Annotated in this window: 19 protein-coding genes and 1 tRNA gene; 4 read left to right on the top strand and 16 right to left on the bottom strand. The window is 68.1% G+C overall.

Going from position 1 to position 22,310, the window contains the following annotated elements:
• Nucleotides 1–3: 3 nt before the first annotated feature.
• The 7 genes from ACZK5N_RS12135 to ACZK5N_RS12165 form a co-directional block, all read right to left on the bottom strand.
• Complete coding sequence (locus tag ACZK5N_RS12135; protein WP_463625035.1) at nt 4–882, bottom strand: sugar phosphate isomerase/epimerase family protein; 879 nt, start codon at nt 880–882, stop codon at nt 4–6.
• 24 nt (nt 883–906) lie between these two features.
• On the bottom strand, nt 907–1,914 hold the full coding sequence (locus ACZK5N_RS12140) for a Gfo/Idh/MocA family protein (RefSeq protein ID WP_463625036.1): 1,008 nt from the start codon (nt 1,912–1,914) through the stop codon (nt 907–909).
• Between the two features lie 64 nt (nt 1,915–1,978).
• The gene (locus tag ACZK5N_RS12145; protein ID WP_463625037.1) at nt 1,979–2,968 is read right to left on the bottom strand and encodes an ABC transporter permease; all 990 of its coding nucleotides are present in this window, start codon (nt 2,966–2,968) and stop codon (nt 1,979–1,981) included.
• Entirely contained in the window at nt 2,965–4,479 is a 1,515-nt protein-coding gene (locus ACZK5N_RS12150; RefSeq protein WP_463625038.1) for a sugar ABC transporter ATP-binding protein, read from the bottom strand. The genes ACZK5N_RS12145 and ACZK5N_RS12150 overlap by 4 nt, the downstream gene beginning before the upstream one ends.
• A 4-nt stretch (nt 4,480–4,483) precedes the next feature.
• Complete coding sequence (locus ACZK5N_RS12155; protein ID WP_463625039.1) at nt 4,484–5,485, bottom strand: sugar ABC transporter substrate-binding protein; 1,002 nt, start codon at nt 5,483–5,485, stop codon at nt 4,484–4,486.
• A 153-nt stretch (nt 5,486–5,638) separates the two neighbouring features.
• The gene (locus ACZK5N_RS12160) at nt 5,639–6,640 is read right to left on the bottom strand and encodes a sugar phosphate isomerase/epimerase family protein (RefSeq protein WP_463625040.1); all 1,002 of its coding nucleotides are present in this window, start codon (nt 6,638–6,640) and stop codon (nt 5,639–5,641) included.
• A complete protein-coding gene (locus ACZK5N_RS12165) occupies nt 6,637–7,812 on the bottom strand; it encodes a Gfo/Idh/MocA family protein (RefSeq protein ID WP_463625041.1) in 1,176 nt (391 codons plus the stop codon). The genes ACZK5N_RS12160 and ACZK5N_RS12165 overlap by 4 nt, the downstream gene beginning before the upstream one ends.
• A 115-nt stretch (nt 7,813–7,927) precedes the next feature.
• On the opposite strand from ACZK5N_RS12165, the gene ACZK5N_RS12170 reads away from it, so the two are divergent.
• Together ACZK5N_RS12170 and ACZK5N_RS12175 are read left to right on the top strand one after the other, a co-directional pair.
• The gene (locus ACZK5N_RS12170; protein WP_463625042.1) at nt 7,928–8,947 is read left to right on the top strand and encodes a LacI family DNA-binding transcriptional regulator; all 1,020 of its coding nucleotides are present in this window, start codon (nt 7,928–7,930) and stop codon (nt 8,945–8,947) included.
• A gap of 200 nt (nt 8,948–9,147) precedes the next feature.
• On the top strand, nt 9,148–9,954 hold the full coding sequence (locus ACZK5N_RS12175; protein ID WP_463625043.1) for a GntR family transcriptional regulator: 807 nt from the start codon (nt 9,148–9,150) through the stop codon (nt 9,952–9,954).
• 79 nt (nt 9,955–10,033) lie between these two features.
• Here the strand turns inward: ACZK5N_RS12175 and ACZK5N_RS12180 are convergent, their stop codons facing one another.
• The 3 genes from ACZK5N_RS12180 to ACZK5N_RS12190 all read right to left on the bottom strand — a co-directional run bounded on the left by ACZK5N_RS12180 (nt 10,034) and on the right by ACZK5N_RS12190 (nt 12,134).
• Entirely contained in the window at nt 10,034–10,585 is a 552-nt protein-coding gene (locus tag ACZK5N_RS12180) for a hypothetical protein (protein ID WP_463625044.1), read from the bottom strand.
• Between the two features lie 87 nt (nt 10,586–10,672).
• Nucleotides 10,673–11,491, bottom strand: a complete 819-nt coding sequence (locus ACZK5N_RS12185; protein WP_463625045.1) for a maleylpyruvate isomerase family mycothiol-dependent enzyme — start codon at nt 11,489–11,491, stop codon at nt 10,673–10,675.
• Nucleotides 11,478–12,134, bottom strand: a complete 657-nt coding sequence (locus ACZK5N_RS12190; protein WP_463625046.1) for a TetR/AcrR family transcriptional regulator — start codon at nt 12,132–12,134, stop codon at nt 11,478–11,480. The genes ACZK5N_RS12185 and ACZK5N_RS12190 overlap by 14 nt, the downstream gene beginning before the upstream one ends.
• Before the next feature lie 136 nt (nt 12,135–12,270).
• Between ACZK5N_RS12190 and ACZK5N_RS12195 the strand changes: the two genes are divergently transcribed.
• Nucleotides 12,271–13,311, top strand: a complete 1,041-nt coding sequence (locus ACZK5N_RS12195; protein WP_463625047.1) for a sodium:calcium antiporter — start codon at nt 12,271–12,273, stop codon at nt 13,309–13,311.
• Between the two features lie 99 nt (nt 13,312–13,410).
• On the opposite strand, the gene ACZK5N_RS12200 is transcribed toward ACZK5N_RS12195, so the two are convergent.
• From ACZK5N_RS12200 to ACZK5N_RS12210, 3 genes are read right to left on the bottom strand one after another with little or no spacing between them, the layout of a single operon-like run.
• The gene (locus ACZK5N_RS12200) at nt 13,411–14,298 is read right to left on the bottom strand and encodes a phosphoribulokinase (protein ID WP_463625048.1); all 888 of its coding nucleotides are present in this window, start codon (nt 14,296–14,298) and stop codon (nt 13,411–13,413) included.
• Nucleotides 14,299–14,306: 8 nt separating this feature from the next.
• On the bottom strand, nt 14,307–15,362 hold the full coding sequence (locus ACZK5N_RS12205) for a class 1 fructose-bisphosphatase (RefSeq protein ID WP_463625049.1): 1,056 nt from the start codon (nt 15,360–15,362) through the stop codon (nt 14,307–14,309).
• A 24-nt stretch (nt 15,363–15,386) separates the two neighbouring features.
• Nucleotides 15,387–16,766, bottom strand: coding sequence for a ribulose-bisphosphate carboxylase (locus tag ACZK5N_RS12210; protein ID WP_463625050.1), 1,380 nt, complete (start codon nt 16,764–16,766; stop codon nt 15,387–15,389).
• 333 nt (nt 16,767–17,099) lie between these two features.
• Between ACZK5N_RS12210 and ACZK5N_RS12215 the strand changes: the two genes are divergently transcribed.
• Nucleotides 17,100–18,371, top strand: a complete 1,272-nt coding sequence (locus ACZK5N_RS12215; RefSeq protein WP_463625051.1) for a glycosyltransferase — start codon at nt 17,100–17,102, stop codon at nt 18,369–18,371.
• A gap of 60 nt (nt 18,372–18,431) precedes the next feature.
• Here the strand turns inward: ACZK5N_RS12215 and ACZK5N_RS12220 are convergent.
• The 3 genes from ACZK5N_RS12220 to gyrA form a co-directional block, all read right to left on the bottom strand.
• Nucleotides 18,432–18,508: transfer RNA gene (locus tag ACZK5N_RS12220), tRNA-Ile, on the bottom strand.
• A gap of 61 nt (nt 18,509–18,569) precedes the next feature.
• Nucleotides 18,570–19,439 (bottom strand): DUF3566 domain-containing protein, encoded by an 870-nt coding sequence (locus ACZK5N_RS12225; RefSeq protein ID WP_463625052.1) that lies wholly within the window; start codon nt 19,437–19,439, stop codon nt 18,570–18,572.
• Nucleotides 19,432–22,095, bottom strand: a complete 2,664-nt coding sequence (gene gyrA / locus ACZK5N_RS12230; protein WP_463625053.1) for a DNA gyrase subunit A — start codon at nt 22,093–22,095, stop codon at nt 19,432–19,434. The genes ACZK5N_RS12225 and gyrA overlap by 8 nt, the downstream gene beginning before the upstream one ends.
• Nucleotides 22,096–22,310 lie beyond the last annotated feature (215 nt).

Consider the following 22,310-nt stretch of genomic DNA (forward strand, 5'->3'; position numbering starts at 1 on the left):
GACTCAGCCGGCGGAACCGCCGCCGAGTTCACGCTGGACCCTCTCCAGCATGCGGCGGTTGATGTTGTCGGCGTCCTCGTGCCAGCCGAAGACGCACACCGACACCACGCCGTCGAAGCCGATGTCCCGCAGGGTCGAGAAGACGGTGTCGAAGGGCACCTCGCCCTTGCCGATCTCAGCGTGCTGGTGCACCCGGGCATCCACCCCAGGCGGGTTGACGATGTAGCGGTTACCGTCGTTGGCCCGGTGGTTCAGCGCGTCCGCGACGTGCACTTCCCGCAGCTTGGGCGCCGAGTCGCGGATCATCCGCTCCACGTCACCCTTGCCGTCGGACAGGTGGAAGGCGTGCGGGCAGCAGAACTCGTAGCCGATCCATGGCAGGTTCACCCCGCGGATGAGGCTCATGGCATCGTCATGCAGCTCGGCGAAGTCGTACGGGTGGGCCTCCATGTTGAGCCGGATGCCGTACTGCTCGAACACCGGCGCGAGCTCCTCGACGGAGCGGTACCACTGGGCCTCGCATTCGCGGTAGGTGTTCGGGTTGCCGGAGAACTCCGAGGTGATCTCGCGCACGTCGATCTGGTCGGCGAGCTCGAGGAGCCGGCGCCAGTTGCGAACCTGCGCCTGACGCTCGGTCTCGTCGGTGCTTGACCAGTTGAACACCGGGTTCAGCGTGCGCACCTTCACGCCCGACTCGGCCTGGGCCTTGTTGAGCCCGGCGACGAAGTCGTCGTCGGCCTTGGGGTAGCGGTGCCAGAAGTGGAATTCGGTGTTGGGCGAGAGCTCCACGTACTTGAAGCCCAGCTCGGCGGCCTTGTGCAGGGTGTCGGCCGTGGACATGGACGCGTAGTACATGTTGGGGTCAAGGGCGATGTCGACCATCTGGGTCTCCGTTCGGAAGTGCGATCAGGCGTAGAAGTCGGGCTTGGCGATCATGTTGACGGCCAACTCGCCGCCGCCGTTGTCGAGCGACGCGAGCGCGGCCTCCACGACGGCGACGGCCGCATAACCGTCCCACGCTGTCGAGCCGGTGTGCTCGTCGCGCTCCACGGCCCGGATCCATTGGGACACCTCGGCGTTGAAGGCGTCGTGGAAGCGGTCGATGTGGCTGCGGCAGATCGAGTTGCGGTTGCCCGCTATGTCGCGGATGTGGGTCTGCTCCTGGTCACCCAGGCGGATGGTGCCGGTCTCCATCACCACCTCGCACTCGATCGAGTAGCCCCACTGCAGGTTGACGTTGACCTCGTTGTCGATCCGTACGCCGGACTCGGTGTAGGCGACGAGCACCAGCGGGTCCTGCAGGTGCGGGAAGCGGTGGCTGGTGGCCCGCGGCGTGTCGATCCGGATCCGGAGGATCTCCTCGCCCAGCAGGTAGCGGCAGATGTCGATCTCGTGCGAGGCGGTGTCGTCGATCATGTTCCGCGTGGTGTAGTTCTCGGGCACGCTCGGATTGCGGTGCCGGCAGTGCACGAGCGTGGGGTAGCCGTGCTCACCGGCCTCGACGGCGGCGCGCATCTGCTGATACCCCTTGTCGAAGCGCCGCATGTAGCCGACGGTGACCAGCTTCTTGCCGGCCTTCTGCTCCGCCTCCAGCACCCGCAGTGCGTCGGCCGTGGTGGTGACCATCGGCTTCTCGCACAGCACGTATTTTCCCGCCTCGATCGCCGCCAGCAGGTCGGGTGCGTGCACCTTGCCGAACGTGGCGATGAGGACCGCGTCCACACCCTCGTCGGCGATGAGCTCAGCGCCCGTCGCGTAGGCGCGCGCGCCGAGCGGTTCGGCGACAGCGCGCGCACCCTCCAGGTTCACGTCCGCTACCGCGACCACCCTGCCGCCAGCCAGCTCGCGCTCGATCCGTTCGACGTGGGCGCGACCCATCCCCCCGGCCCCGATGAGTCCGATGCGTACCGTCATGTGTGTCCTTCCAGAGGGGTGGGGCGAGGCCGCCCCCTCCGACGGCCCCGCCCCTGATGTGTGGTTACTTCTTCTTGCTGAAGATGACATCCACCGCGACCGCGAGGATCAGGATGGCGCCGTTGAACATGCCCTGGTAGTACGGGTTGACGCCCATGAGAACGAGGCCGCTCTGCAGGGCCGCCAGGATCAGCACACCGACCATGGTGCGCGGGATGGAGCCGAAGCCGCCGCTGAGCTTCGTCCCACCGATGACGACGGCGGCGATCGACTGCAGCTCGGCGGCGGGCAGCGCCACCGGGGAGGCGGTGCCGAGGCGCGACGTCAGCATGACGCCCGCGAAACCACCCACCATGGCGGCGACGACGTAGGCGGAGGCGAGGACGTTCTTGGACTTGATGCCGGCCAGGCGCGCCGCCTCCGCGTTGCCGCCGACGGCGTAGATGTGGCCACCCCACCGGGTGTAGGCCAGGGCGATGTGCGTCACGACGGCGAGGCCGCCGAACCACCAGATGATGCCGGGGAGCCCGAAGAGCTGCCACTGCACGAGCCCGATCAGCCAGTCCGGCAGGTTGATCACCGAGCCTCCGTTGTTCAGCAGCAGCGCCACGGACGTGAGGATGGTGAACATACCGAGGGTGACCACGAAGGGGTTCACCTTCGCCCTGGAGATGAGAACGCCGTTGACCAGGCCGATCAGGGCGGTGGCCGCCACGCCCAGGAGCAGGGCGATGGGACCCAGGCCCGAGGTCAACGCCACCACCATGCCTGCGACGACGGCGGTCTTCGCGATGCCGATGTCGAAGCCGCCGGTCAGCATGACCACCGTCTGGCCCAGCGCCAGCACGCCGATGACGGAGGCGCTGATCAGGATGTTGCGGATGTTGGCCTGGCTCATGAACTCGGGCCTCGAGATGGAGAACACCACGAGGAGGATGGCGAAGAAGAACAGAAGCCCGTTGCGCCTCATGACGGGGCCCACCCAGGCCCAGCGGTCCTGCTTCCTGACCGCGGCCGGTGCCGGCGCAAGCGGCGTTGACGTCGTAGTGCTCATGATGCTGCCTCTTCAGTGTTGGTGCGGATGCGGGCGTGCAGGACTGCTTCCTCGCTGGCGTCCTTGCTCGCCAGGTCGGCGACCACCTCGCCGTCGGCGAAGACCATCACGCGATGGCTCATCCCCTGGAGCTCAGCGTGGTCCGCCGACACCAGGATCACGGCCATGCCGGTCTCGGCCAGGGCGACGATCTGGTCGTAGATCTCTCGGCGGGCGCCGACGTCGACGCCCAGCGTCGGCTCGTCGAGGATAAGGAGCTTGGGTCTGATGGCCGCCCAGCGGGCCAGCAGCGCCTTCTGCTGGTTGCCGCCGGAGAGTTCGGCGATCACCTTGTTCGGCGACGACGTGCGCACATCGAACTGCTTGATCAGCTCAAGGCCGAGCTTGCGCTCGCGACCGGGGAGCAGGAAGCCCGCCGTGGCGAGATCGTCGGACTTGACGACGGTGGTGTTGCGCCACACCGGCAGGATGGGGAAGAGCCCGTCCGTGGCGCGGTCACCGCTGACGTAGCCGATACCCGCCCGGACGGCCTGGTCCGGATGCCCCAGCTGCAGCGGCTTTCCGTCCAGCTCGACGCTGCCGGTCCCCCGATCCGCCCCGAAGACGATGCGGGCAAAATTCCGCTGCCCAGCACCGATGGCGCCGGTGAGGGCGATGATCTGGCCGGCCCGGAGGGTCAAGGAGACGTTGCGCGCCAACTTGCCACTCACGTCCTCCGCCTTGAGGACCACCCGCTCGGTGACGGTGGGCAGGGCGGGGAACAGGTCTCCCATCTGCCGCCCCACGAGCAGCGGGATGATCTTCGCGGGCACCGAGTCGTCGTGGTCCAGCCCGCCGACGTTCCGGCCGTCGCGCAACACTTCCACGCGGTCACAGATCCGAGGAATCTCGTCGAGCCGGTGGCTGACGTAGAGCACCGGGATGCCGGTGGCCTTGAGCGTGCCGATCAGGTCGAACAGCTCGTCGACCTCATCAGGGTTCAGCGCGGCCGTCGGCTCGTCGAGGATGATCAGCGTGTCGGCCTCGGCGGCCGCCCGCACGATCTCGACGCGCTGCTTCTGCGCCACGCTGAGGTCGTCGACCAGGGTGGTGAGCGGAAGCTCGATGCCGAATCGCTCGGTCACCTCCTTGGCCTTGGCCAGGATCGCCTTCTGGCGGATCCAGAACGGGAGCCATGAGACGCCGGGCTCCCGGCCCATCATCAGGTTCTGGGCGACGGTGAGGTTGTTGGCCAGCGAGCTGTGCTGGTGCACCGTCGCGATGCCGCGCTTGAGCGCGTCGATCGGCTCGGTGAAACGCACCTTCTCGCCGCGGACCTTGAGTTCACCGCCCTCCGGGATGTAGACGCCGGCCAGCACCTTGATCAGGGTGGACTTGCCGGCGCCGTTCTCGCCGAGGAGACCCACGACCTCCCCCGCGTGCAGCGTGAGGTCCACGCCGTCGAGGGCACGGAAGCCGGCGAAAATCTTGGTAATCCCGCGCGCTTCGATGCGGGGAAGGTCGACGGTCATCAGATCACCAGTCCCCGGGGTTGTCTGCCGCGTTCTCCTTGGTGATGATCAGCGCGTCGACCACAACGGTCGGGCGGTCACCGGAGTCGTCGACCTCGATCTCCTCACCTCGGACCAGCGCGGCGAGCGTGCGCACCGAGGTGGCGCCGTCATCGTTGCCAGAGACCTTCACGGTGCCGAACATCTTGCCTGAGGCAACCGCCTCGGTGCCCTCGAGGGAGCCGCCGATGCCGATCACTCCGATCTCATCCTCCAGGCCCTGTTCCGCCAGCACGGTGGCCATGGCCAGCGCCTCGGGGTCGGTCTGGGCGAGCAGGAAGCTGATGTCGGAGTCGATCTGCAGCATGGTCTGGGTGACGTCGGCAGCCTTGACCGGATCGAAGTCGTTGGTCTCCTCCATCACGATCTCGATGTTCGGGGAGTCGGCGATCTTGTCCTTGAGGCCGGCGGAGCGGTTAACCTGCGGGGTGGCGCCCAGAGTGCCCACCTGAAGCCCGACACGGCAGGGATCGATGTCCTTGCAGGCCTCGATCAGCAGGTCGCCCTGGAATCCGCCCATCTGGTAGTCGTTGAAGCCGGTGTGCACGATCGGGTTCGCGCCGTCGACGCCGCCGTACTCCATGTCCAGGGTGCGGTTGGAGGTGATCATGATGATCCCGGCGTCATTGGCGGCCTGGACCGTGGGCTGGTTGCCGGTGGGGTCCACCGACGCCACCGCGATGCCCTGGACGCCGCTGACGATCAGGGTGTTGACCTGGTCGTTCATGGTCTGGGCATCGTTCTTGGCGTCGGTGATCGTGAGCTCGACGCCCAGCCGCTCGGCTTCGGCCTCGGCGCCCTTGATCCAGCCGGTCCAGAAGGTCTGGTTACCGGCGGGAAGCGCGATGCCCAGCTTGATGGTGTCGCCGCCGGCGTCGCCGGAGGTGGCGGGGTCGGCCGTGCCGCTGCAGGCAGCGAGCGCGACCACGCTGAGGGCGGCAATCGTGGTTGTCAATATCTTCCGCATGTTGAATCTCCTTCGTTGGGGACGTGCGCGGTGGTGGGACTGGCGCCAGGTCTGGCGGGTCCCACGCTCGTCGGGGGTGGGGTCCCCCGACGAGCAGGTGGGGTGTTGTCTGGAGCCGTCACTCACCGTCGAGTGGGGCCCGATGGGTGCGCGTCAGGCCTTGAACGCGGCCCAGGCGTCGGTGAGGACCTTGGCGGCCACTTCGAGGCCCTTGATCCGGCCGAGCTCGGTGTCCTCGTGCTCGATGTTGAGGCACATGTCGGGGTCCACCTCGTGGAGCACGCGGATGAACTCGGTCCAGTAGGCGGTGTCGTGGCCCTTGCCCAGGGCGACGAAGTCCCAGGAGGAGTCCTTCGGCCACTCGTTGGCCCACTCGTCGCCGCCGAGGTTGACCCGAGCCTCGTCCGGGCCCATGCGGCGGAAGCCGTTGTCCAGGACGCCGTTGAGCTTGGCGTTCTCGGTGTTGATGCGGATGTCCTTGGCCGCGGCATGGAAGATCAGCGGGCCGAGCTCGCGCACCACGGCTACCGGATCGGCCTGCTGCCAGAACAGGTGCGAGGCGTCCATCTCGACTCCGACGTGTGTGGCGCCGGTGAGCTCCACGAGCTTACGGATGTCGCGGGCGTTGAACACGATGTTCTGCGGGTGCAGCTCGAGAGCCACCTTGACGCCGTGGTCCTTGGCCAGCTGGTCGATGTCGCTCCAGAACGCGGCGGCGATTTCCCACTGGTGGTCCAGGACGTCGAGCGCGGCGGAGTTCCAGGCGTTCACGATCCAGTTGGGGAACTTGGCGCCGGGCTCACCGCCGGGCAGGCCCGACATGGTGACGACCCGGTTCTGTCCCAGCGCTGCGGCCGCGCGGATGGACCGGCGGATGTCCTCGGCGTGCTTCTCGCCGATCTCGCGGTTGGGATGCAGGGGGTTGCCGTTGCAATTGAGGCCGGCGATCTCGACGCCGCTGCCCTCGAAGCGGGCCAGGTAGGCCTTGGCCGCGGCGGGATCGGCGGCGATCTCGTCGATGTTCTGGATGTGGGTGGGGGGCAGGAAGCCGCCCGAGTTGATCTCGATTCCGTTGAGGCCGAGACCCGCGATCACCTTGAGCGCGTCCTCAAGGGGGCGGTCGTGCAGGACCGCGTTGTAGACACCGAGCTTCACAGGGTCACCGTCTTTCCGTTGTTGACAGCCGACTCAGCGACCGCGGCGAGAATTTCCATGTTGTGGACGCCTTCGTCGAAGGAGGCGTTGCGGGGGAGGGAATCGGCCTCGGGGATGCCGGCGACCTCTTCCAGGAAGGCGCGGGCCTGGAAGGCGAAGCCCTCGTTCTGGCCGAAGCCCACACCGGAGACGTCGATGGCCATGCCGCCGGCAACGTAGGGGTGATCCGAGCCGAGATTGACGGTGCGGTAGCCGTTCTTGCCGGGCTCGTCGTCGTGCAGGTAGAGGCGCACCTGCGACGGGGTGTCCTGGTGGAAACTGGCGGCGCCGTTCTCGCAGAAGACTTCGAAGTTGAGGCCGTTGGGGTAGCCTGCCGCCACGCGGGAGACCTCCAGGCTGCCCCGGACCTCGCCGAAGAGCGCGGTGTAGGTGGCGTAGTCGTCGTTCTCGACGGGCTCCTTGACATCGGAGACCGCGGCCAGGCCGTGGCCGACAACCGCACCCAGCGGAACGGGGCGCTCCTTGACAGCGGTGACGAAGGCGCCGCCGGCGACGGAGCGGATGTCGTCGCCGACGAGGAACTCGGAGAGGTACGTCAGGTGGCTGCCGACGTCGGCGAGCGCGCCGGAGCCCATCGGGCCCTTGTAGCGCCAGCTGATCGGGCCGTTGGGGTTGCAGCCGTAGTCGCACCAGTAGCGGCCGGAGTAGTGGAGGACCTTGCCGAGCGTGCCGTCCTCGATCCAGTTCTTGATGGCGGCGATGCCGGGCTGGCGGCGGAAGGTCAGGCCGATGCGGGCGAGCGACGAGGCCTCGCGGGCCAGGCGCGCCATCTCGCGGGCGGACTCCAGGGTGTCGGCGAGGGGCTTCTCGCACAGCACGTGCTTGCCGGCCTCGAGCAGGCCCTTGACCACCTCGAGGTGCAGGCTGTTGGCGATGACGACGCTGACCACCTGAATGGTCGGATCCTCGGCGATGGCGCGCCAATCCGTGTCGCTTCTCTCGTAGCCGTACCGCTTCGCCGTGGCCTCGCCGACGGCGGCGTTCACGTCGCCGATCGACACGTAGCGAAGTTCGGGCAGCGTGGGCTGGTAGAGGGTCGGTGCCACACGGTGGGCGGCGGCGTGGGACTTGCCAGCCATACCCGCCCCGATCACGGCGATGCCGATGCTCATTCATCCTCCTTGATGTATGCTTGGAGCGTTCCAAGTAGGACCACTGTAGACGTACGGAAAATGTTCTGTCAATAGGGGTCCGGTTAGACTTTCGGACAACCTGAAGGAGACTCCTGTGAGCCCCACGCCCCGCCAGACGCGGCCGACGATCTACGACGTCGCCCGCGAGGCCGGCGTGTCCAAGTCGCTGGTGTCGCTCGTGCTCAACGACTCAGACCTGGTGGCCGCGGCCAAGCGCACCGCCGTCCTGGAGGCCATCGACAAGCTCGGATACCGTCGCAGCCGTGCCGCCGCCAACCTCGCGAGCCAACGCACCAAGACCGTCGGCATGATCATCGACGACTTTCAGAACCCCTGGTTCGTCGAGGTGCTGCGCGGGCTCCGGGCGGCGCTCGGCCCGGAGGGGATCCACGTCGCGATCCGCGAGCAGCACCAGGTGGGCGACGTGCTGGTCAACGCCATCGACGGTTTCCTGGACAATCAAGTGGACGCGCTCGTGATCGCCGCCGAACCCGGCCGCAACCTCCCGGGCCTGGGGGTACCCACCGTGGTCGAGGGGACGCGTCTGCACGACGTCACCGGCGCGGACCACGTGGTCAGCGATCAGGAGCTGGGGGTGCGTCTCCTCATGCAGCACCTGCATTCACTAGGGCATGACCGCATCGGGCACGTCACGGGTCAGGGTGGTGCCGCCGCCAAGCGTCGCGAGGCGTACCTGGAGTTCATGGCCTCCATCGGGCAGGAACCGCGCGTGGCGGGCCAGCCCAACCCCACCAACGAGGACGGCGGGTACGCGGGCACCGTCGAGCTGCTGCGTCGCCACCCGGACGTCACCGCTGTCTTCGCGGCCAACGACACCATGGCCCTCGGCGCGCGCGCCGCGCTCCGCGAGGTGGGTCGCGAGGTGCCTGCCGACGCCGCGCTGATCGGCTACGACAACTCCCAGTTCGCGCGCAGCCGCTTCCTCGACCTCACCACCGTCGACAACCGCGGCTTCGACGTCGGCGTGGCGTGTGGGGAACTCATCCTGCGCCGGCTGGCGGATCCGGAGGCTTCCGTCCAGTCGGTGGTCATCCCCAGCCGCCTCGTGGTGCGATCGTCGTCCGTGACGGTCCCCCGCCCCTCGGCTCCCTGAGGCGCGCCGGCGAGCCCGACCGTCTACCTGGCGAGGTCGGCATCGCCAAGCGACCGCCACCGTCTCGAAGGGTTGGGGACCCTGGTGAGCACAGCCTTCATCGCTGACACAGTGCCTGACAAACATCTCCTTGCAACTTGGAGCGCTCCATATTACGATCAAGATGTCCGTACATCCAGCTTCACCGGAGAGGCGATCCCATGGGCGTCGCAGCCAGCCAGGCGGTCCGCCACCCCCCACACGTGCCCGTCCTCCTGGACCGTGCGAGCTCGGTCCCGCTGTACCAGCAGCTCTACGACCAGCTGGCCGCCGCGATCCTCGACGGCCGGCTGATGCCGGGCGAACGCTTCGAGCAGGAGCTGTCGCTGGCTGAGCGCCTCGGGCTGTCCCGGCTGACCATCCGCCGTACCATGGCCGAACTGGTCAACCACGGCCTGCTCGTCCGGGGGCGGGGACTCGGCACCGTCGTGGCCCACCGGAGCCGCGAGCGGCGCGGCGGGCTCTCCAGCCTCCACGGCGACCTCATTGCCGCGGGACGCACGCCATCCACCCGCCTGCTGGTCATGGAGTACCCCGTCCTCGACGAACGAGCCGCCCATCAGCTCCGCGCGGGGACCAAGACCCCGCTGCTCCACCTCGAGAGACTGCGTTTCGTCGACGGCGCGCCACTGGCCATCCTGCGGAACTGGCTGCCGCCGTCGGGTTCATCGGTGAGGTTCTCGGATCTGGAGGCGCACGGCCTCTACCCGACGCTTCGCCGGCACGGGGTCCATCCCCAGCTCGCCACCCAGACGATCGGGTCGCGACGCGCCACCCCCGGCGAGCGCGAACTTCTCAAGCTCGGCGCTTCGGACCCCGTGCTCACCATGACCCGGCTCAGCTTCGACGAGGTGGGCCGGCCCGTCGAGCTCGGCGAGCACACCTACCGCGCGGACCGCTACGAGTTCGACCTCACCGTCCGCGCCGGACAGGACGGCGGCCTGCGAGCGGACACCCTGCCTCGCTAAACCTTTGACACCCCCGTTGCACCGCGCGACAACGGGTCGCCGGCCTCATGCCGGCGACCCGTGTCTGTGAGGGGGTTGGTCAGAGGGCCAGACCCAGGCCGGACAGCAGGCGGTTCAGCAGGGCACTGATACCGTTCAGCGCGCCGCTACCGTTGTTGTCGAGCAGACCAGCGACCGCACACACAAGGTTGCCCAGGAGGTTCCCTGCGCCCGTCACCCCCGTGATGTCGAGCTCAACCTCGTTGAGATCGACAACGAGGCCGAGCACGTCAAGGTGAAGGGGCCCGAGGTCCAGGTCGAGCACGGTGCACGCGTCGTTGGCCTCCAGACCGACAATGTCAGCCACGAAGCCGGCGCTGCCGTCGGGGATGCCCTCTCCGGTGATGGTGCCCGACAACTGGAGCACGTCGCCGACGCGCTCGACGGCCAGATCGGAGATGGTTCCGCTAAAGTCGCCGACGGTGCGGATCGTTCCGTCGACCTGAAGCATGTCTTGGGCGGGGGCATTCGGCGACCCGACCGGCGGCGCTGCATAGGCGACGGTGGCCAAGGCGGGAGCGCCGATCAGCGCGCCCGACAAGGCACCTGCGATCACGATCGAGCTGAGGCGCTTCTTGATTGAGGCGTTCATGGATGAATCCTTTCCTAGATGCGGATCGTTACCCCTGCATTACCCACCAAGGCCTGGTATCAAACATCGTTCCCCAGAGCCGGCTGGTCAGAAGACCACTCGCGCCGCCTTCAAGGCTGGGCGCAGGGCGCCCGGGACGCCGTCGAACAGGTCGGCCGCGACCACCCTCCCAGAAAGATGCCGCATGAACGGAACCGCTGGCAGGACCGCCTCGGGGGCCGCTGAGTCGGAGCCCAGGCGCCACGTCCCGCCCTCCGGGCCGGTCAGCCGCAGCACGATGTCCGGGCCGGTCCACGCGAGGCCGAGGTCGCGGATCACCTGCGCCACCACCTCCGCGTCGGTGGGTTCGGAACCCGGCACCCTCCCCACCGCCCTCGCGATGTCGTGGCGGTGCAGCCAGGTGTCTCGGGTGAGGACGGTGTCGACGAACGATCCGATGGTGGTGTACGACGGCAGGGCAGTGTCGTTCGTCAGCCGACGGCGCATCCAGGCCGGCGTGTCGCGGTCCGACAGTGCCCGCCGTCGCAGGCGCTCCAGCAGCTCGACCGTGGAGAGAGAGCGATGCCGGTGAATGCCCACCTCATTGGCCGCGTCCAGGGCGCTGCGTCCGCGGTAGCGGAGACGTCCGATCTGCGCGTCGAGAATGAACAGCAGCGGGTTGCCCTGGAAGCGTGCCGCTGACGTGACGTGGCCCACCATGTCGCGCGCGGTCCATTCGGGGCATTCGGTGACGGTGGCCCACTGCGCTGCCGTCAGGTCACTCACCTCGTCGATGAGGCGCAGGTGTTGGGCACGGCCCACCCTGAGGCCATCGCCGGGCCCGGGCAGGGGGATGTCGATGGCTCGCATGATCAGGTCCTTCGTTGCGTTGCCCTGGCCGGGGAGGGTGGTGCTATCGGCTCGCATGATTCGTCCTTTCAGGGAGGTGGGCGAGCATCAGCGCCCTGATGAGCGCTGGGAAGTGCCGGGAGGCGGTGCCGTCCTCATAGGGCACGCCGGGTTCGTTGGACTGTTGACGGATGATCACACCCGTGCCCGCCGTGGCGACGTTCTGGGTGAGTTCCTCGAGGTCGACGGTGTGGCTCAGCAGGCCGAGGTCGCGGAAGGCGCGCATCTCGTCGACGAGCAGCCTGAGGAGGTCCCGCGACGGCTGATACGCCTCAGCCGAGGGTTCCCACATCGGAACCGGGCGCGTCATCATCAGCTGGCTCAGCTCGGGGTTGCCGAACGCCCACCGGACGAACGTCTCGTGGAGTGCGATGGTCCTGCCCACGACGTCCGACCCCGCAGTCACGGGTCCGAGTCTCTCGCGGTGCGCGACGACGGTGTCGTGGCACGCCTGCCAGCCGCGGCGGAACAGTTCGTCGTAGAGCGAGCCCTTGGAATCAACGTAGGTGTACAGCGACGGGGTCCGCACGCCGAGCCGTCGGGCGACCTCCCCCAGTGACAGGCCCGCCACCCCCTGCTCACGCATGATCTCGACGGCGAGCGCGACGATCTCCTCGCGGGTGTCGTGATGCCGGCGTCGCCGCCGCTCGGATGCGTCCATGGACCTTCCTCCTTATACCAAAAGGTAATCCTAAGAGCGTTAGGCGTCAAGGGATCGGCACGGATGATCACTGGCGGTCCGCCGGGAGCCGCTGCGGAGTAGCGTCGGCATCACACAGCCTGGGGTGGGTGGTGAGATGTCAGACCTTGTCGCCGTCATCGGCTTCGTAGCCTGTGCCACCGCGATCTTCGTCGCGGGGGGTCGGCTGTCGCGATACGGCGACCGCATCGCGGACCTGAGCGGCTGGGGCAGAGCGTGGGTGGGCCTCATCCTTATGGCATCGGTGACCTCCCTGCCCGAACTCATCGTCGGTGTCAGCTCCTCGGCCCTCGTCGGCTCGGCGGACCTCGCCGTCGGCGATGTGCTCGGCAGCTGCGCCATCAACCTTCTCATCCTGGCCAGCCTCGACATCTTCGTCCCATCCCGCCGACGACTCTTCGCCGTCGCCTCCCCTTCTCATGTGCTGGCGGCCGGGCTGGGCATCGTGCTGCTCGCCACCGTGGGGATCGGCCTCCTGACCGGGGACTCGCTGGCGCTCACCCCATGGATCGGCCTCTCATCGCTGGTGTTCCTGGGGCTCTACCTGGGCTCGGTCCGCCTCATCTTCCGCCACGCAAGGGGCATCCCCCCCGACCCCAGCGTGCAGCCGCCACTGGACGAGACCCTGGGCCCGCGCGACGCCGCGACCGCCGGCCTCAGCCTCCGCCAGGTGGTCGCCCGGTACGCGTGGTTCGCCGGCATCGTCGTGGTGGCGGCCGTCCTTCTGCCGCCGGCTGCCGAGGTGATCGCGCGGATGTCCGGGCTCGAGGAGTCCTTCGTCGGCACCGTGTTCCTCGCGTTGTCGACGTCGCTGCCGGAGTTGGCCGTGTCGCTCGCCGCCATCCGGATGGGTGCCATCGACCTGGCAGTGGGCAACATCCTGGGCTCCAACCTGTTCAACATCCTCATCCTGGCCATCGACGACGTGGCCTACACCGACGGACTCCTCCTCGCCGATGCCTCCCCCAGCCATCTCTTCACGGTGATGACCACCATCGCGATGTCGGCGATCGCGATCATCGGGCTCACCAACCCGCCCTCCCGCGGCAAGAGGTTCCTCCTGGCAGGAGACGCGGCCCTCATGCTCGTGGTCTACGCGGGCAACGCGGTCATGCTGGTCACGCTCCAGCCGCAGTAGGCCTGCCGCGCGCCGGCTTCCCGGCGGCGATTGCTCCTCTCGGGAGCAGCGTCCCGATGCCCTGTCTGGGATGCACCGATGTGTCTCTGGGTTCCGGCCTCAGGCGGGTGACCCGGCGCGGGCCCGGGCCTTACGGCTCGCCTCTGCCAGCCGCCAGATCAACGGGGTGAAGATCAGCTGCATGGCCAGGTGCATCTTCCCGCCCGGAACGACGATGCTGTTGGCGCGGGACATGAAGGACCCGTCGATCATCGACAGCAGGTAGGGAAAATCGATACCGCGGGGATCCGCGAACCGAATCACCACCATCGACTCGTCCAGCGTCGGGATCCACCCCGCGATGAAGGGGTTCGACGTGTCCACCACCGGGACCCGCTGGAAGTTGATGTGAGTGTTGGAGAACTGCGGGCAGATGTAGTGCACGTAGTCGGGCATCCGGCGCAGGATGGTGTCGGTGACCGCCTCCGTCGAGTAGCCGCGCTTGCTGCGGTCGCGGTGCAGTTTCTGGATCCACTCGAGGTTGATGATCGGCACCACCCCGATGCGCAGGTCGACGTGCCTGGCGACGTCGACGGTGTCCGTGCGGACGGCGCCGTGCAGCCCCTCGTAATAGAGGAGGTCCGTGCCCCCAGGGAGGTCGCGCCACGGGGTGAAGGTGCCGGGCGCCTGCCCGTACAGGCGGGCCTCGTCGTCGTCGTGGACGTACTGGCGGACCTTACCGGCGCCGGTCCGGCCGTACTCCGCGAACAACTCCTCCAGTTCGGCGAAGAGGTTCGCCTCCGGCCCGAAATGACTGGGTGCGCTCTCGCCGGCCTCGGCGTACACCTTCTTCATCTCCTCCCTGTCGTAGCGGTGGAAGGAGTCACCATGGACGACGGACGACGTGATCGACTCCCGGGCAAAGATCTGCGCGAAGGTCTCGGTGACGGTGGTCGTCCCGGCTCCCGAGGAGCCCGTGATGGCGACGATGGGGTATCTCTCGGACACGTCCGCTCCTAAGGCTCGATGAACAACGTGCGGTTGTGAAACAGCGGATACGACGAGCCTTCGTCGAGTCCCTGCTCGTGTTCCTGGAAGTACCGCTCGACGCGCGCCACCTCGTCGGCGGCTCCGAAGTAGATGGGCAGGCGCTGGGTGAGGGAGGCGGGGACGACGTCGAGGACCCGCCGGGCCCCGGTGGTTGCCGCGCCGCCTGCCTGCTCCGCCAGGAACGCCAGCGGGGCTGCGTTGTGCATCAGCGGCACACCCCAGAGGGCGCCGCGGCGACCGGTGTCGGGCGCCATGAACATCCCGCCGTGGACGAGGATCCGGAACGCCCCGATCACGGCCGACGCGTTCCAGCGCATCTTGAAGTCACGCCCGCGCGGCCCCTCCGCCCCGCGGAGGCACTCGTCGACGTACCGCTTCGTGTATGCCGGCCAGTGCCGGGCATCCGAGGGGTTGATCGCGAAGCTGTCCGACAGACCCGGGATCGTCATCCGCGCGTCGGTCAGCACGAAGTTGCCGACGTCACGGTCCAGCGTGAAGCGGTCCGCTCCCCTGCCCGTGGTGAGGACCAGCACGGTGCTGGGTCCGTAGAGCCCGATGCCAGCGGCCATCTGTCGGGTTCCTGGCTGCAGGAAGTCGCTCTCGGCACACGCACCGACGCCCTCCGGACGCTCCAGGATGGAGAAGGCGAGACCCACGGTCTGGTTCTCGCAGAGGTTCACCGATCCGTGCAGCGCCTCGAACAGCAGCAGATACCGGCCGCGCGGTGAGCCCGAGATCGGGTGGATGCTGGGGTCTCCCGCGATGGACACGGCGGCCAGCTGCTCGATCCCCGCCACCTGCTCGAGCAGGATCCGGGTGGCGAGGCGACGCAGGCCCCGGTGGAGCGCCCCGTGCTCGCCCTGGACCTGCTGAGCGAGGGCGCCCAAGGCCAACTGGCCCCGGCTCACCATGGCGGCGGTGAGCTTCACCGACACCGCTATCGCGCTGAGGATGTGGGCATAGCCGTCGTCGCCCGAGTCGTGGAGATCAAGGAGGTACTGGGTGAACGTCCGTGGCGCCATGTCGGTCTCCTCAGGACCTGGGAGTCACCGGGTGCCGACGCCGAGGGCACGGCGCCATCCGGGGTAGAGGAGATCCGCGTCGGCCGGGAATGACTCGAACGCCCGGGCGAACTCGCGATGATCGACCGCCCACTCGATCGGATCGGCACCTGCCGCCCAGCACTCGTGCGCCTGCCGCAGCGACCTGCCCCCGGCGCCGGCGCCGTCGAGGTGCCCGTACGCGCCGCCCCCGGCGGTGTTGATGACGTTGGCGTGGCCGAGGTTTTCGAAGAAGCCCGGCAGCCGGAGCGCGTTCATGCCACCGGACACGATGGGGGTGGTGGGGCGCATCCCGTGCCAGTCCTGGTGGAAGGCCGGTCCCTGGTACTGGTCCCGCTCGCAGATGTAGGCGATGGCGCGATCATCCCGGGCACCCTCCATCTTCCCGTACCCCATCGTGCCGACGTGCATGCCCGACGCGCCCTGCAGCCGCGACATCTTCGCCAGCACGTAGGCGGTGTATCCCCGCTTCGAGCTGGGTGAGGTGACGGCCCCGTGACCTGCGCGGTGATAGTGCAGGAACTGGCGCGCGAAGTAGCGTCGCGCTGTCGTCACCGCACCCGGTCCCCCGACATAGCCATCGACGAGGAACGCCACCTTGTCCGCATCCGGACCGAACGCCTGCAGGATGAACTCGCCTCGGGCGATCATCTCGGCGTGGTCATCGGCGGTGATGTTGGCGCTGAACAGCTTCGCCTCGCCCGTGTCGTCCATCGCCCGCTTCATGGCGTCGTAGACCAGCGGGATGGTGGTTTTCATCGGCGAGAACACCTGGTTGCCCTGCGGCTCGTCGTTCTTGATGAAGTCGCCGCCCAGCCAGAACTCGTAGGCCGCCTGCGCGAACGGCTCCGGACGTAGGCCCAGCTTGGGCTTGATGATTGTGCCGGCGATGTAGCCGCCGTCGGTGACCGGCCGGCCCAGGATGCGCCAGAGCTCCGAGATGCCGACAGCCGGCCCGTCGAACAGGTTGATCGCCGCGCGCGGGACGTAGAAGTCGTACATCTTCGCGTACTCGATGTCGCCCATCCCCTGGTTGTTCCCGATGGTCAGGGTGAGGAACGAGACCATCATCATCCTGCCGTCGATGATGTTGCGGTCGAACAGATCTATCGGATAGGCGATCCGCATGTCCTCGGCGGCCTCGTCCATGTGATAGACGAGGGCGTCGAGGCCCTTGGTGAAGTCATCGGTGGTGGACACCTCGACGTTGGTCCCGGTAGACGACTCGGCGGCGAAGTGGGCGGCGGCCTCAAGGTAGGAACCGGACTTCGGCTTCATCGTGTACGCGCACAGGATGTGCCGACCTCCGGCGATGAGGTCCTCCTCCAGGATGCTGAGATCTGCGTAGCGGGATGACTGGTCCACGATGACTCCTCGGTTGGGGGGATGAGAGAGGGGTGCCGTCCGGGCCGCACTGGGCTGTGCGGCGGAGCGCCGTCGTTGGCGCCTATGCAGCAAGAGTGCGGCCCACATCCGCGATCGGATGCCTCGACCGCAGCTATGTGCGGACCTGACGGGTGAAAGCCGCACGCATTCTCAGCGCAGTCCTTCGCCTGGCGCGGGCCAGGTGGCGGGAGTGCCGACATGGTGATCCATGTGGGTGGATCGCGATCGAGTGGCGGCCGTGTGGTCTCCGGTCGCCTGGATGCCGTAGCGTCCGGACCGTGTTCCGCGCACCGCGGAGACCAGGAGGAACCAGTGACACGACCCACCCGACGCCTCGTGCTCGTCGTACGCGCAGATCCCGTGATCTGTGGCCACGCCGGCGAGGCACGCAATCTGGCCGAGGCGGCCCTCGATCACGGCTTCGACGATGTGCGCATCCTCAGCTGGCCCCTGGAGCGGCTCATCGAATCAGGGCTTCCGCTGAAGCCGCTTGATTCGATCCAGCCCTATCGGGACGGCATCACCGTGGAGCGTCCCGGTCCCGTGGGCAACTACAAGGTGATCGACGGCCGCTACCTCGCCGGACTCACCGGTCGGCTGTTCGAGTTGTTCACCGACGGCGTCCCCACCGTGTGCATGTCGCTGTATCTCAGCCCGCACGCCGTGGCGGTCGACGATGCCCTGCGCGCGGCGCACCGCTCCGGCCTGCCGGTGCGCGTGGTCACCATCGCCGAGGCCGTCGGCTCGGACGTCACCAACGTGGTGCGCAACTGCATCGAGTCCGGCCGCTACGGCGCCGCCGCCCACCTGCTGACCGTCTACCTCGCCAACGACCTGTGCGTAGCGGTCTCCGAGTACACGCGTGACCTCATCGTCAGCGAGGCCGCCCTCCTCGATGCGCGTCACGGCACCAACTTCGCCCAACAGTGCCGCCGCAAGATCGCCATCTCCTACCCGGCCATCAACGCGCGACAGTTCACCGACGTCAGCGCGCAGGACACGGACGCGGCCCTGGCCGCACGGGGACTGGAGCGAGGCCAGTACGCCCTCTTCCTGTCCCGGTTGAGCGAAGCGAAGGGGGTCGACGACCTCATCGAGGGTTTCGCGCGCAGCGCTGCCAGCGGCCGCGTGCGCCTGGTGATCGCGGGGAACGGTCCGGAGGCCCCACGCCTGCGGGAGGTCGCGGCGACTTCGCCCGCGGCTGACCGGATCCTCTTCCTCGACGACGTCAGTGACGCCGAGCGTTCCCACCTCATGGCCGGCAGCGCGGCGTTCGTGCTGCCCAGCAAGCCCATCCCCGAGTTCGTCGAGACGTTCGGCATCGCCCTGGTGGAGAGCATGCTCGCGGGCGGCGGGCCCGTCATCACCACCTCCACGGGCGGCATCGGCGAAGCGGTCGGCGACTGCGCGCTGCTCATCGGGGTGGAAGACCCCGCCGGGATCGCGGCAGCCCTCGATCACGCCATTCTCGTGATGACCGACGAGGAACGGTCCACCCTCGCGGAGCGTGCTCTGGAGCACGCCATGCAGTTCGACCGCACAGCGGTCTACGAGCGGCTGCTCGCCCGGACGCCGGCCCCCTGACGCGGGCATCGATCATCCTCGGAGACAGAAAACCCGCGTCGATCGACGCGGGTTTTCTTGTGGTGGGCCTAACTGGACTTGAACCAGTGACCTCTGCCTTATCAGGGCAGCGCTCTAACCGTCTGAGCTATAGGCCCGTTCACCGACGCCAAACTCTAGCGCACCGGTTCGCGGCTCGGCAAACCGGGGACGACGGGGTCAGTCCTCCGCGAGGGTGACCTCCAAGCCACCCATGACGGTGGCGGCGAGGTTGTACAGGAACGCGAAGAGCGTGGCCACCGCCGTGATGATGACGACGTCCACCGCCGCGACCACCGTGGCGAACCCCAGCACGCGCGTCATGCTCAGCAGGTCCGCGATGTTGAACGCCGTGTCCTGGTCACCGATGAGGGTGTTGATGAATGCGTTGGCCGACTCCAAAGCCCCCGAGCCGGCGAGCACCGACCACAGCACGAACGCCGCGACCACCATCATCACGCCGAACGCGATGGAGAACAGGAACGTGGTCTTCATGACGGACCACGGGTCGATGCGCGACAACCGCAGCCGCGCCTTGCGCGTACGGCGACTCGCCCGCGTCGCGGGCGTGACCACCGAGGACTCTGATCCCTCCACCCGCTCGAACGTGGCCGCACGCGACGGCGTGGTCACCACGGGCGGAACCACAGCCCCCGGCTCCACGGGCGGCCCGGTGAGCGTGGCGGGGGGGCGGGAGACGGCATCGGCCACGACCACCTTCGCCTTCGACGCCCACTCCTGGGCAACCCTCGCCGCGCGCCCGGCGACGGCCGGGATGGTCCGGGTGTCATTGGCGGCGTCAGCGGTGGTGGCATCGGTCGGTCCGCCGTCGTCCGAGGCCGCGGGGGTCGGCGAGAAGGCCGGCCCAGCGTGCGCGGGAGTGACCGACGGCTCGTCGGTGGTGGCCCCGCTTCCGGCCGGGGCAGGGACACTGCCGTTCATCGAGGGCGGCGAGGGCTGCTCCCGGTCCCCCTCGGGTGGGCGCTGGGCAGAGAAGTCGAGGCCCGGTGCCCCGGAGGCGGATGGCCAGCGCGGCGGGTTCTCACTCATCAGCGCCCTCCTCGGTGTTCGGCTCCTGCGTCACCTGACTGGCGTCGCTGCCTCCTACCGTACCCTCTGGGTCCTCCGTCGAGACCTCTTCGATCTCGCCGTAGGCGTCGTCGAAGGCCTCCACATCATCGTCTGCCGCGGAGTCGTCCGCGGCGGCAGCCTCGGCAGCGACCTCCGCTTCCGGGTACAGCGCGATGGCGCCCACGGCGTCGTCGCCCTTGACCCCGACGAACTTGACGCCCATGGTGTCGCGGCCCTTGACCGGCACGCCCGCCACCGCGGACCTCGTCACCTGGCCCGAGACCTTGATGGCCAGCACCTCGTCCGCCTCGCCGACGATGAGCCCGCCCACCAGGGAGCCGCGATCCTCGTTGAGGCGCATCGCCTTGATGCCCAGGCCCCCGCGACCCTGCTGACGGTACGAGTCCACGGCGGTGCGCTTCGCGAAGCCGCCGTCGGTGACCGTGAACACGAACTGGCCCTCGAGGTCGTCGTCGGCCCGCAGTACGGCCATGGACAGGAGTTCGTCTCCGTGGCGGAACTTCATCCCGGTGACGCCCGAGGTGGCGCGCCCCATGGGCCGCAGCTGCGAGTCGTCGGCCTGGAAACGGATGGCCTGCCCCTTGCGGGAGATCAGCAGCACGTCGTCGTTGGAACTGACCAGCGACGCGCCGATGAGCTCGTCGGACTCCTCGCGGAAATTGACGGCGATGACGCCCGCCTGCCGCGGCGAGTCGTACGCCTTGAGCTCGGTCTTCTTCACCAGGCCGTGCTTGGTGGCCAACAACAGGTACTCGGCGTCCTCGTAGCTGCGGATCGCCAGCACCTGCGCGATCCGCTCCTCCGGTAGGAAGCTCAGCAGGCCGGCCACGTGCCCGCCCTTGGCGTCGCGGCCCGCCTCCGGCAACTGCCAGGCCTTCGTCCGGTAGACGCGGCCGAAGTTGGTGAAGAACAACAACCACTGGTGGTTGGTGGTCATGAAGAGGTGCTGTACCTCGTCGTCGGCCCGCAGCGTGGCGCCGCGGACGCCCTTGCCGCCGCGCTTCTGCACGCGGTACTGATCCGCGCGCGTGCGCTTGGCGTACCCGCCGTGCGTGATGGTGACCACCACGTCCTCGTCGGGGATGAAGTCCTCCTCGGAGAAGTCACCGTCCGCCGCGACGATCCGGGTCCGCCTGTCGTCGCCGTACTTGTCGACGATCTCCTGCAGCTCGGTGGCGATGATGGTGCGCTGCCGCTCCTCGTGGGCGAGGATGTGCTTGAGGTCCTCGATCTTCGCCTCGAGGGTCAACAGGTGGTCGATGATCTTCTGCCGCTCGAGCGCGGCGAGCCGGCGCAGCTGCATGTCCAGGATGGCCGTGGCCTGCACCTGGTCGATGTCCAGCAGGTCCATCAGGCCCTCGCGGGCCTCGTCGGTGCTGGGCGAGCGGCGGATGAGCGCGATGACCTCATCCAGCGCGTCCAGGGCCTTCACGTAGCCGCGGTAGATGTGGGCCTGCTTCTCCGCGTCGTCGAGCTGGAACTGGGTGCGTCGACGGATGACGTCCAGCTGGTGCTTGATCCACAGTGAGATGAACTGGTCCAGGCGCAGCGTGCGGGGCACCTCGTCGACGATGGCCAGCATGTTGCAGCCGAACGTGTCCTGCAGCGACGTGTGCTTGTACAGGTTGTTCATCACGACGCGCGGCTGGGCGTCGCGCTTGAGCACGATGACGAGGCGCTGGCCGGTGCGGGCGGAGGTGTCGTCGCGGATGTCGGCGATGCCGGTGAGCTTGCCGGCGTTGACCAGGTCCGCGATCCGCTGCGCCAACGCGTCCGGGTTGCACATGTAGGGCAGCTCGGTGATGACGAGGAGCTGACGGCCCTTCGGATCCTCCTCCATGTCCATGACGGCGCGCATCGTCACCGAGCCGCGGCCCGTGCGGTACGCCTCCTCGATGCCGCTGCGGCCCACGATCAGGCCGGCGCCGGGGAAGTCAGGGCCCTGGATGCGGGCCATGGCCGCCTCGAGCAGCTCCTCGCGCGTCGCCTCGGGGTGGGCCAGGGCCCACTGCACCGCGTCGTTGACCTCACGCAGGTTGTGCGAGGGGATGTTGGTGGCCATGCCGACGGCGATGCCGGTGGAGCCGTTGACCAGCAGGTTGGGGAACCGCGCCGGGAGGACGACGGGCTCCTCCTCGCGGTTGTCGTAGTTGGGCTTGAAATCGACGGTGTTCTGCTCGATCTCGCGGACCATCTCGACGGCGGGCGGCGCCATCTTGCACTCGGTGTAGCGCATGGCCGCGGCCTTGTCGTTGCCCTGGGAGCCGAAGTTGCCCTGGCCGGTGACCAGCGGAAGGCGCATGGCCCACGGCTGCGCGAGGCGCACGAGGGTGTCATAGATGGCCGTGTCGCCGTGTGGGTGGTAGAGGCCCATGACCTCGCCCACCACGCGGGAGCACTTGTTCCAGCCGCGGTCCGGGCGGTAGCCGCCGTCCCACATCGCGTAGAGCACGCGGCGGTGGACCGGCTTGAGGCCGTCGCGCACGTCCGGCAGGGCGCGCCCGACGATGACGCTCATCGCGTAGTCCAGGTACGAGCGCTGGATCTCCACCTGCAGGTCGATCGGGTCCACCCGGCCGAATGCCGGGGGGATCGGGGTGCCGTCGTCAGCCATGCGTCAGAGAACCTTCCAGGTGGTTGTGGTCGTCGTTCAGTTGTGAGCGAGAGGTGGACCACATGAACTCAGGTGATGCCGGACCGCTCGCGGAGCGAGCCCAGGAACCGCTCCGAAGAGCTTGGTTCCTGGTTGATGAAGTTGTGCGAGCCCAGCAAACCGCTCCGAAGGAGCCTGTTGCTGGCCAGGTTCAGTTGTGAGCGAGAGGTGGACCA

The organism is Tessaracoccus pujii (assembly GCF_055326215.1).

Coding starts and splice junctions, on each gene's coding strand:
- ACZK5N_RS12145 (WP_463625037.1), bottom strand. CDS start 2,968: ATGAGCACTACGACGTCAACGCCGCTTGCGCCGGCACCGGCCGCGGTC.
- ACZK5N_RS12225 (WP_463625052.1), bottom strand. CDS start 19,439: ATGAGTGAGAACCCGCCGCGCTGGCCATCCGCCTCCGGGGCACCGGGC.
- ACZK5N_RS12165 (WP_463625041.1), bottom strand. CDS start 7,812: ATGAGCATCGGCATCGCCGTGATCGGGGCGGGTATGGCTGGCAAGTCC.
- ACZK5N_RS12175 (WP_463625043.1), top strand. CDS start 9,148: ATGGGCGTCGCAGCCAGCCAGGCGGTCCGCCACCCCCCACACGTGCCC.
- ACZK5N_RS12150 (WP_463625038.1), bottom strand. CDS start 4,479: ATGACCGTCGACCTTCCCCGCATCGAAGCGCGCGGGATTACCAAGATT.
- ACZK5N_RS12190 (WP_463625046.1), bottom strand. CDS start 12,134: ATGGACGCATCCGAGCGGCGGCGACGCCGGCATCACGACACCCGCGAG.
- ACZK5N_RS12185 (WP_463625045.1), bottom strand. CDS start 11,491: ATGCGAGCCGATAGCACCACCCTCCCCGGCCAGGGCAACGCAACGAAG.
- ACZK5N_RS12205 (WP_463625049.1), bottom strand. CDS start 15,362: ATGGCGCCACGGACGTTCACCCAGTACCTCCTTGATCTCCACGACTCG.
- ACZK5N_RS12195 (WP_463625047.1), top strand. CDS start 12,271: ATGTCAGACCTTGTCGCCGTCATCGGCTTCGTAGCCTGTGCCACCGCG.
- gyrA (WP_463625053.1), bottom strand. CDS start 22,095: ATGGCTGACGACGGCACCCCGATCCCCCCGGCATTCGGCCGGGTGGAC.
- ACZK5N_RS12140 (WP_463625036.1), bottom strand. CDS start 1,914: ATGACGGTACGCATCGGACTCATCGGGGCCGGGGGGATGGGTCGCGCC.
- ACZK5N_RS12180 (WP_463625044.1), bottom strand. CDS start 10,585: ATGAACGCCTCAATCAAGAAGCGCCTCAGCTCGATCGTGATCGCAGGT.
- ACZK5N_RS12155 (WP_463625039.1), bottom strand. CDS start 5,485: ATGCGGAAGATATTGACAACCACGATTGCCGCCCTCAGCGTGGTCGCG.
- ACZK5N_RS12135 (WP_463625035.1), bottom strand. CDS start 882: ATGGTCGACATCGCCCTTGACCCCAACATGTACTACGCGTCCATGTCC.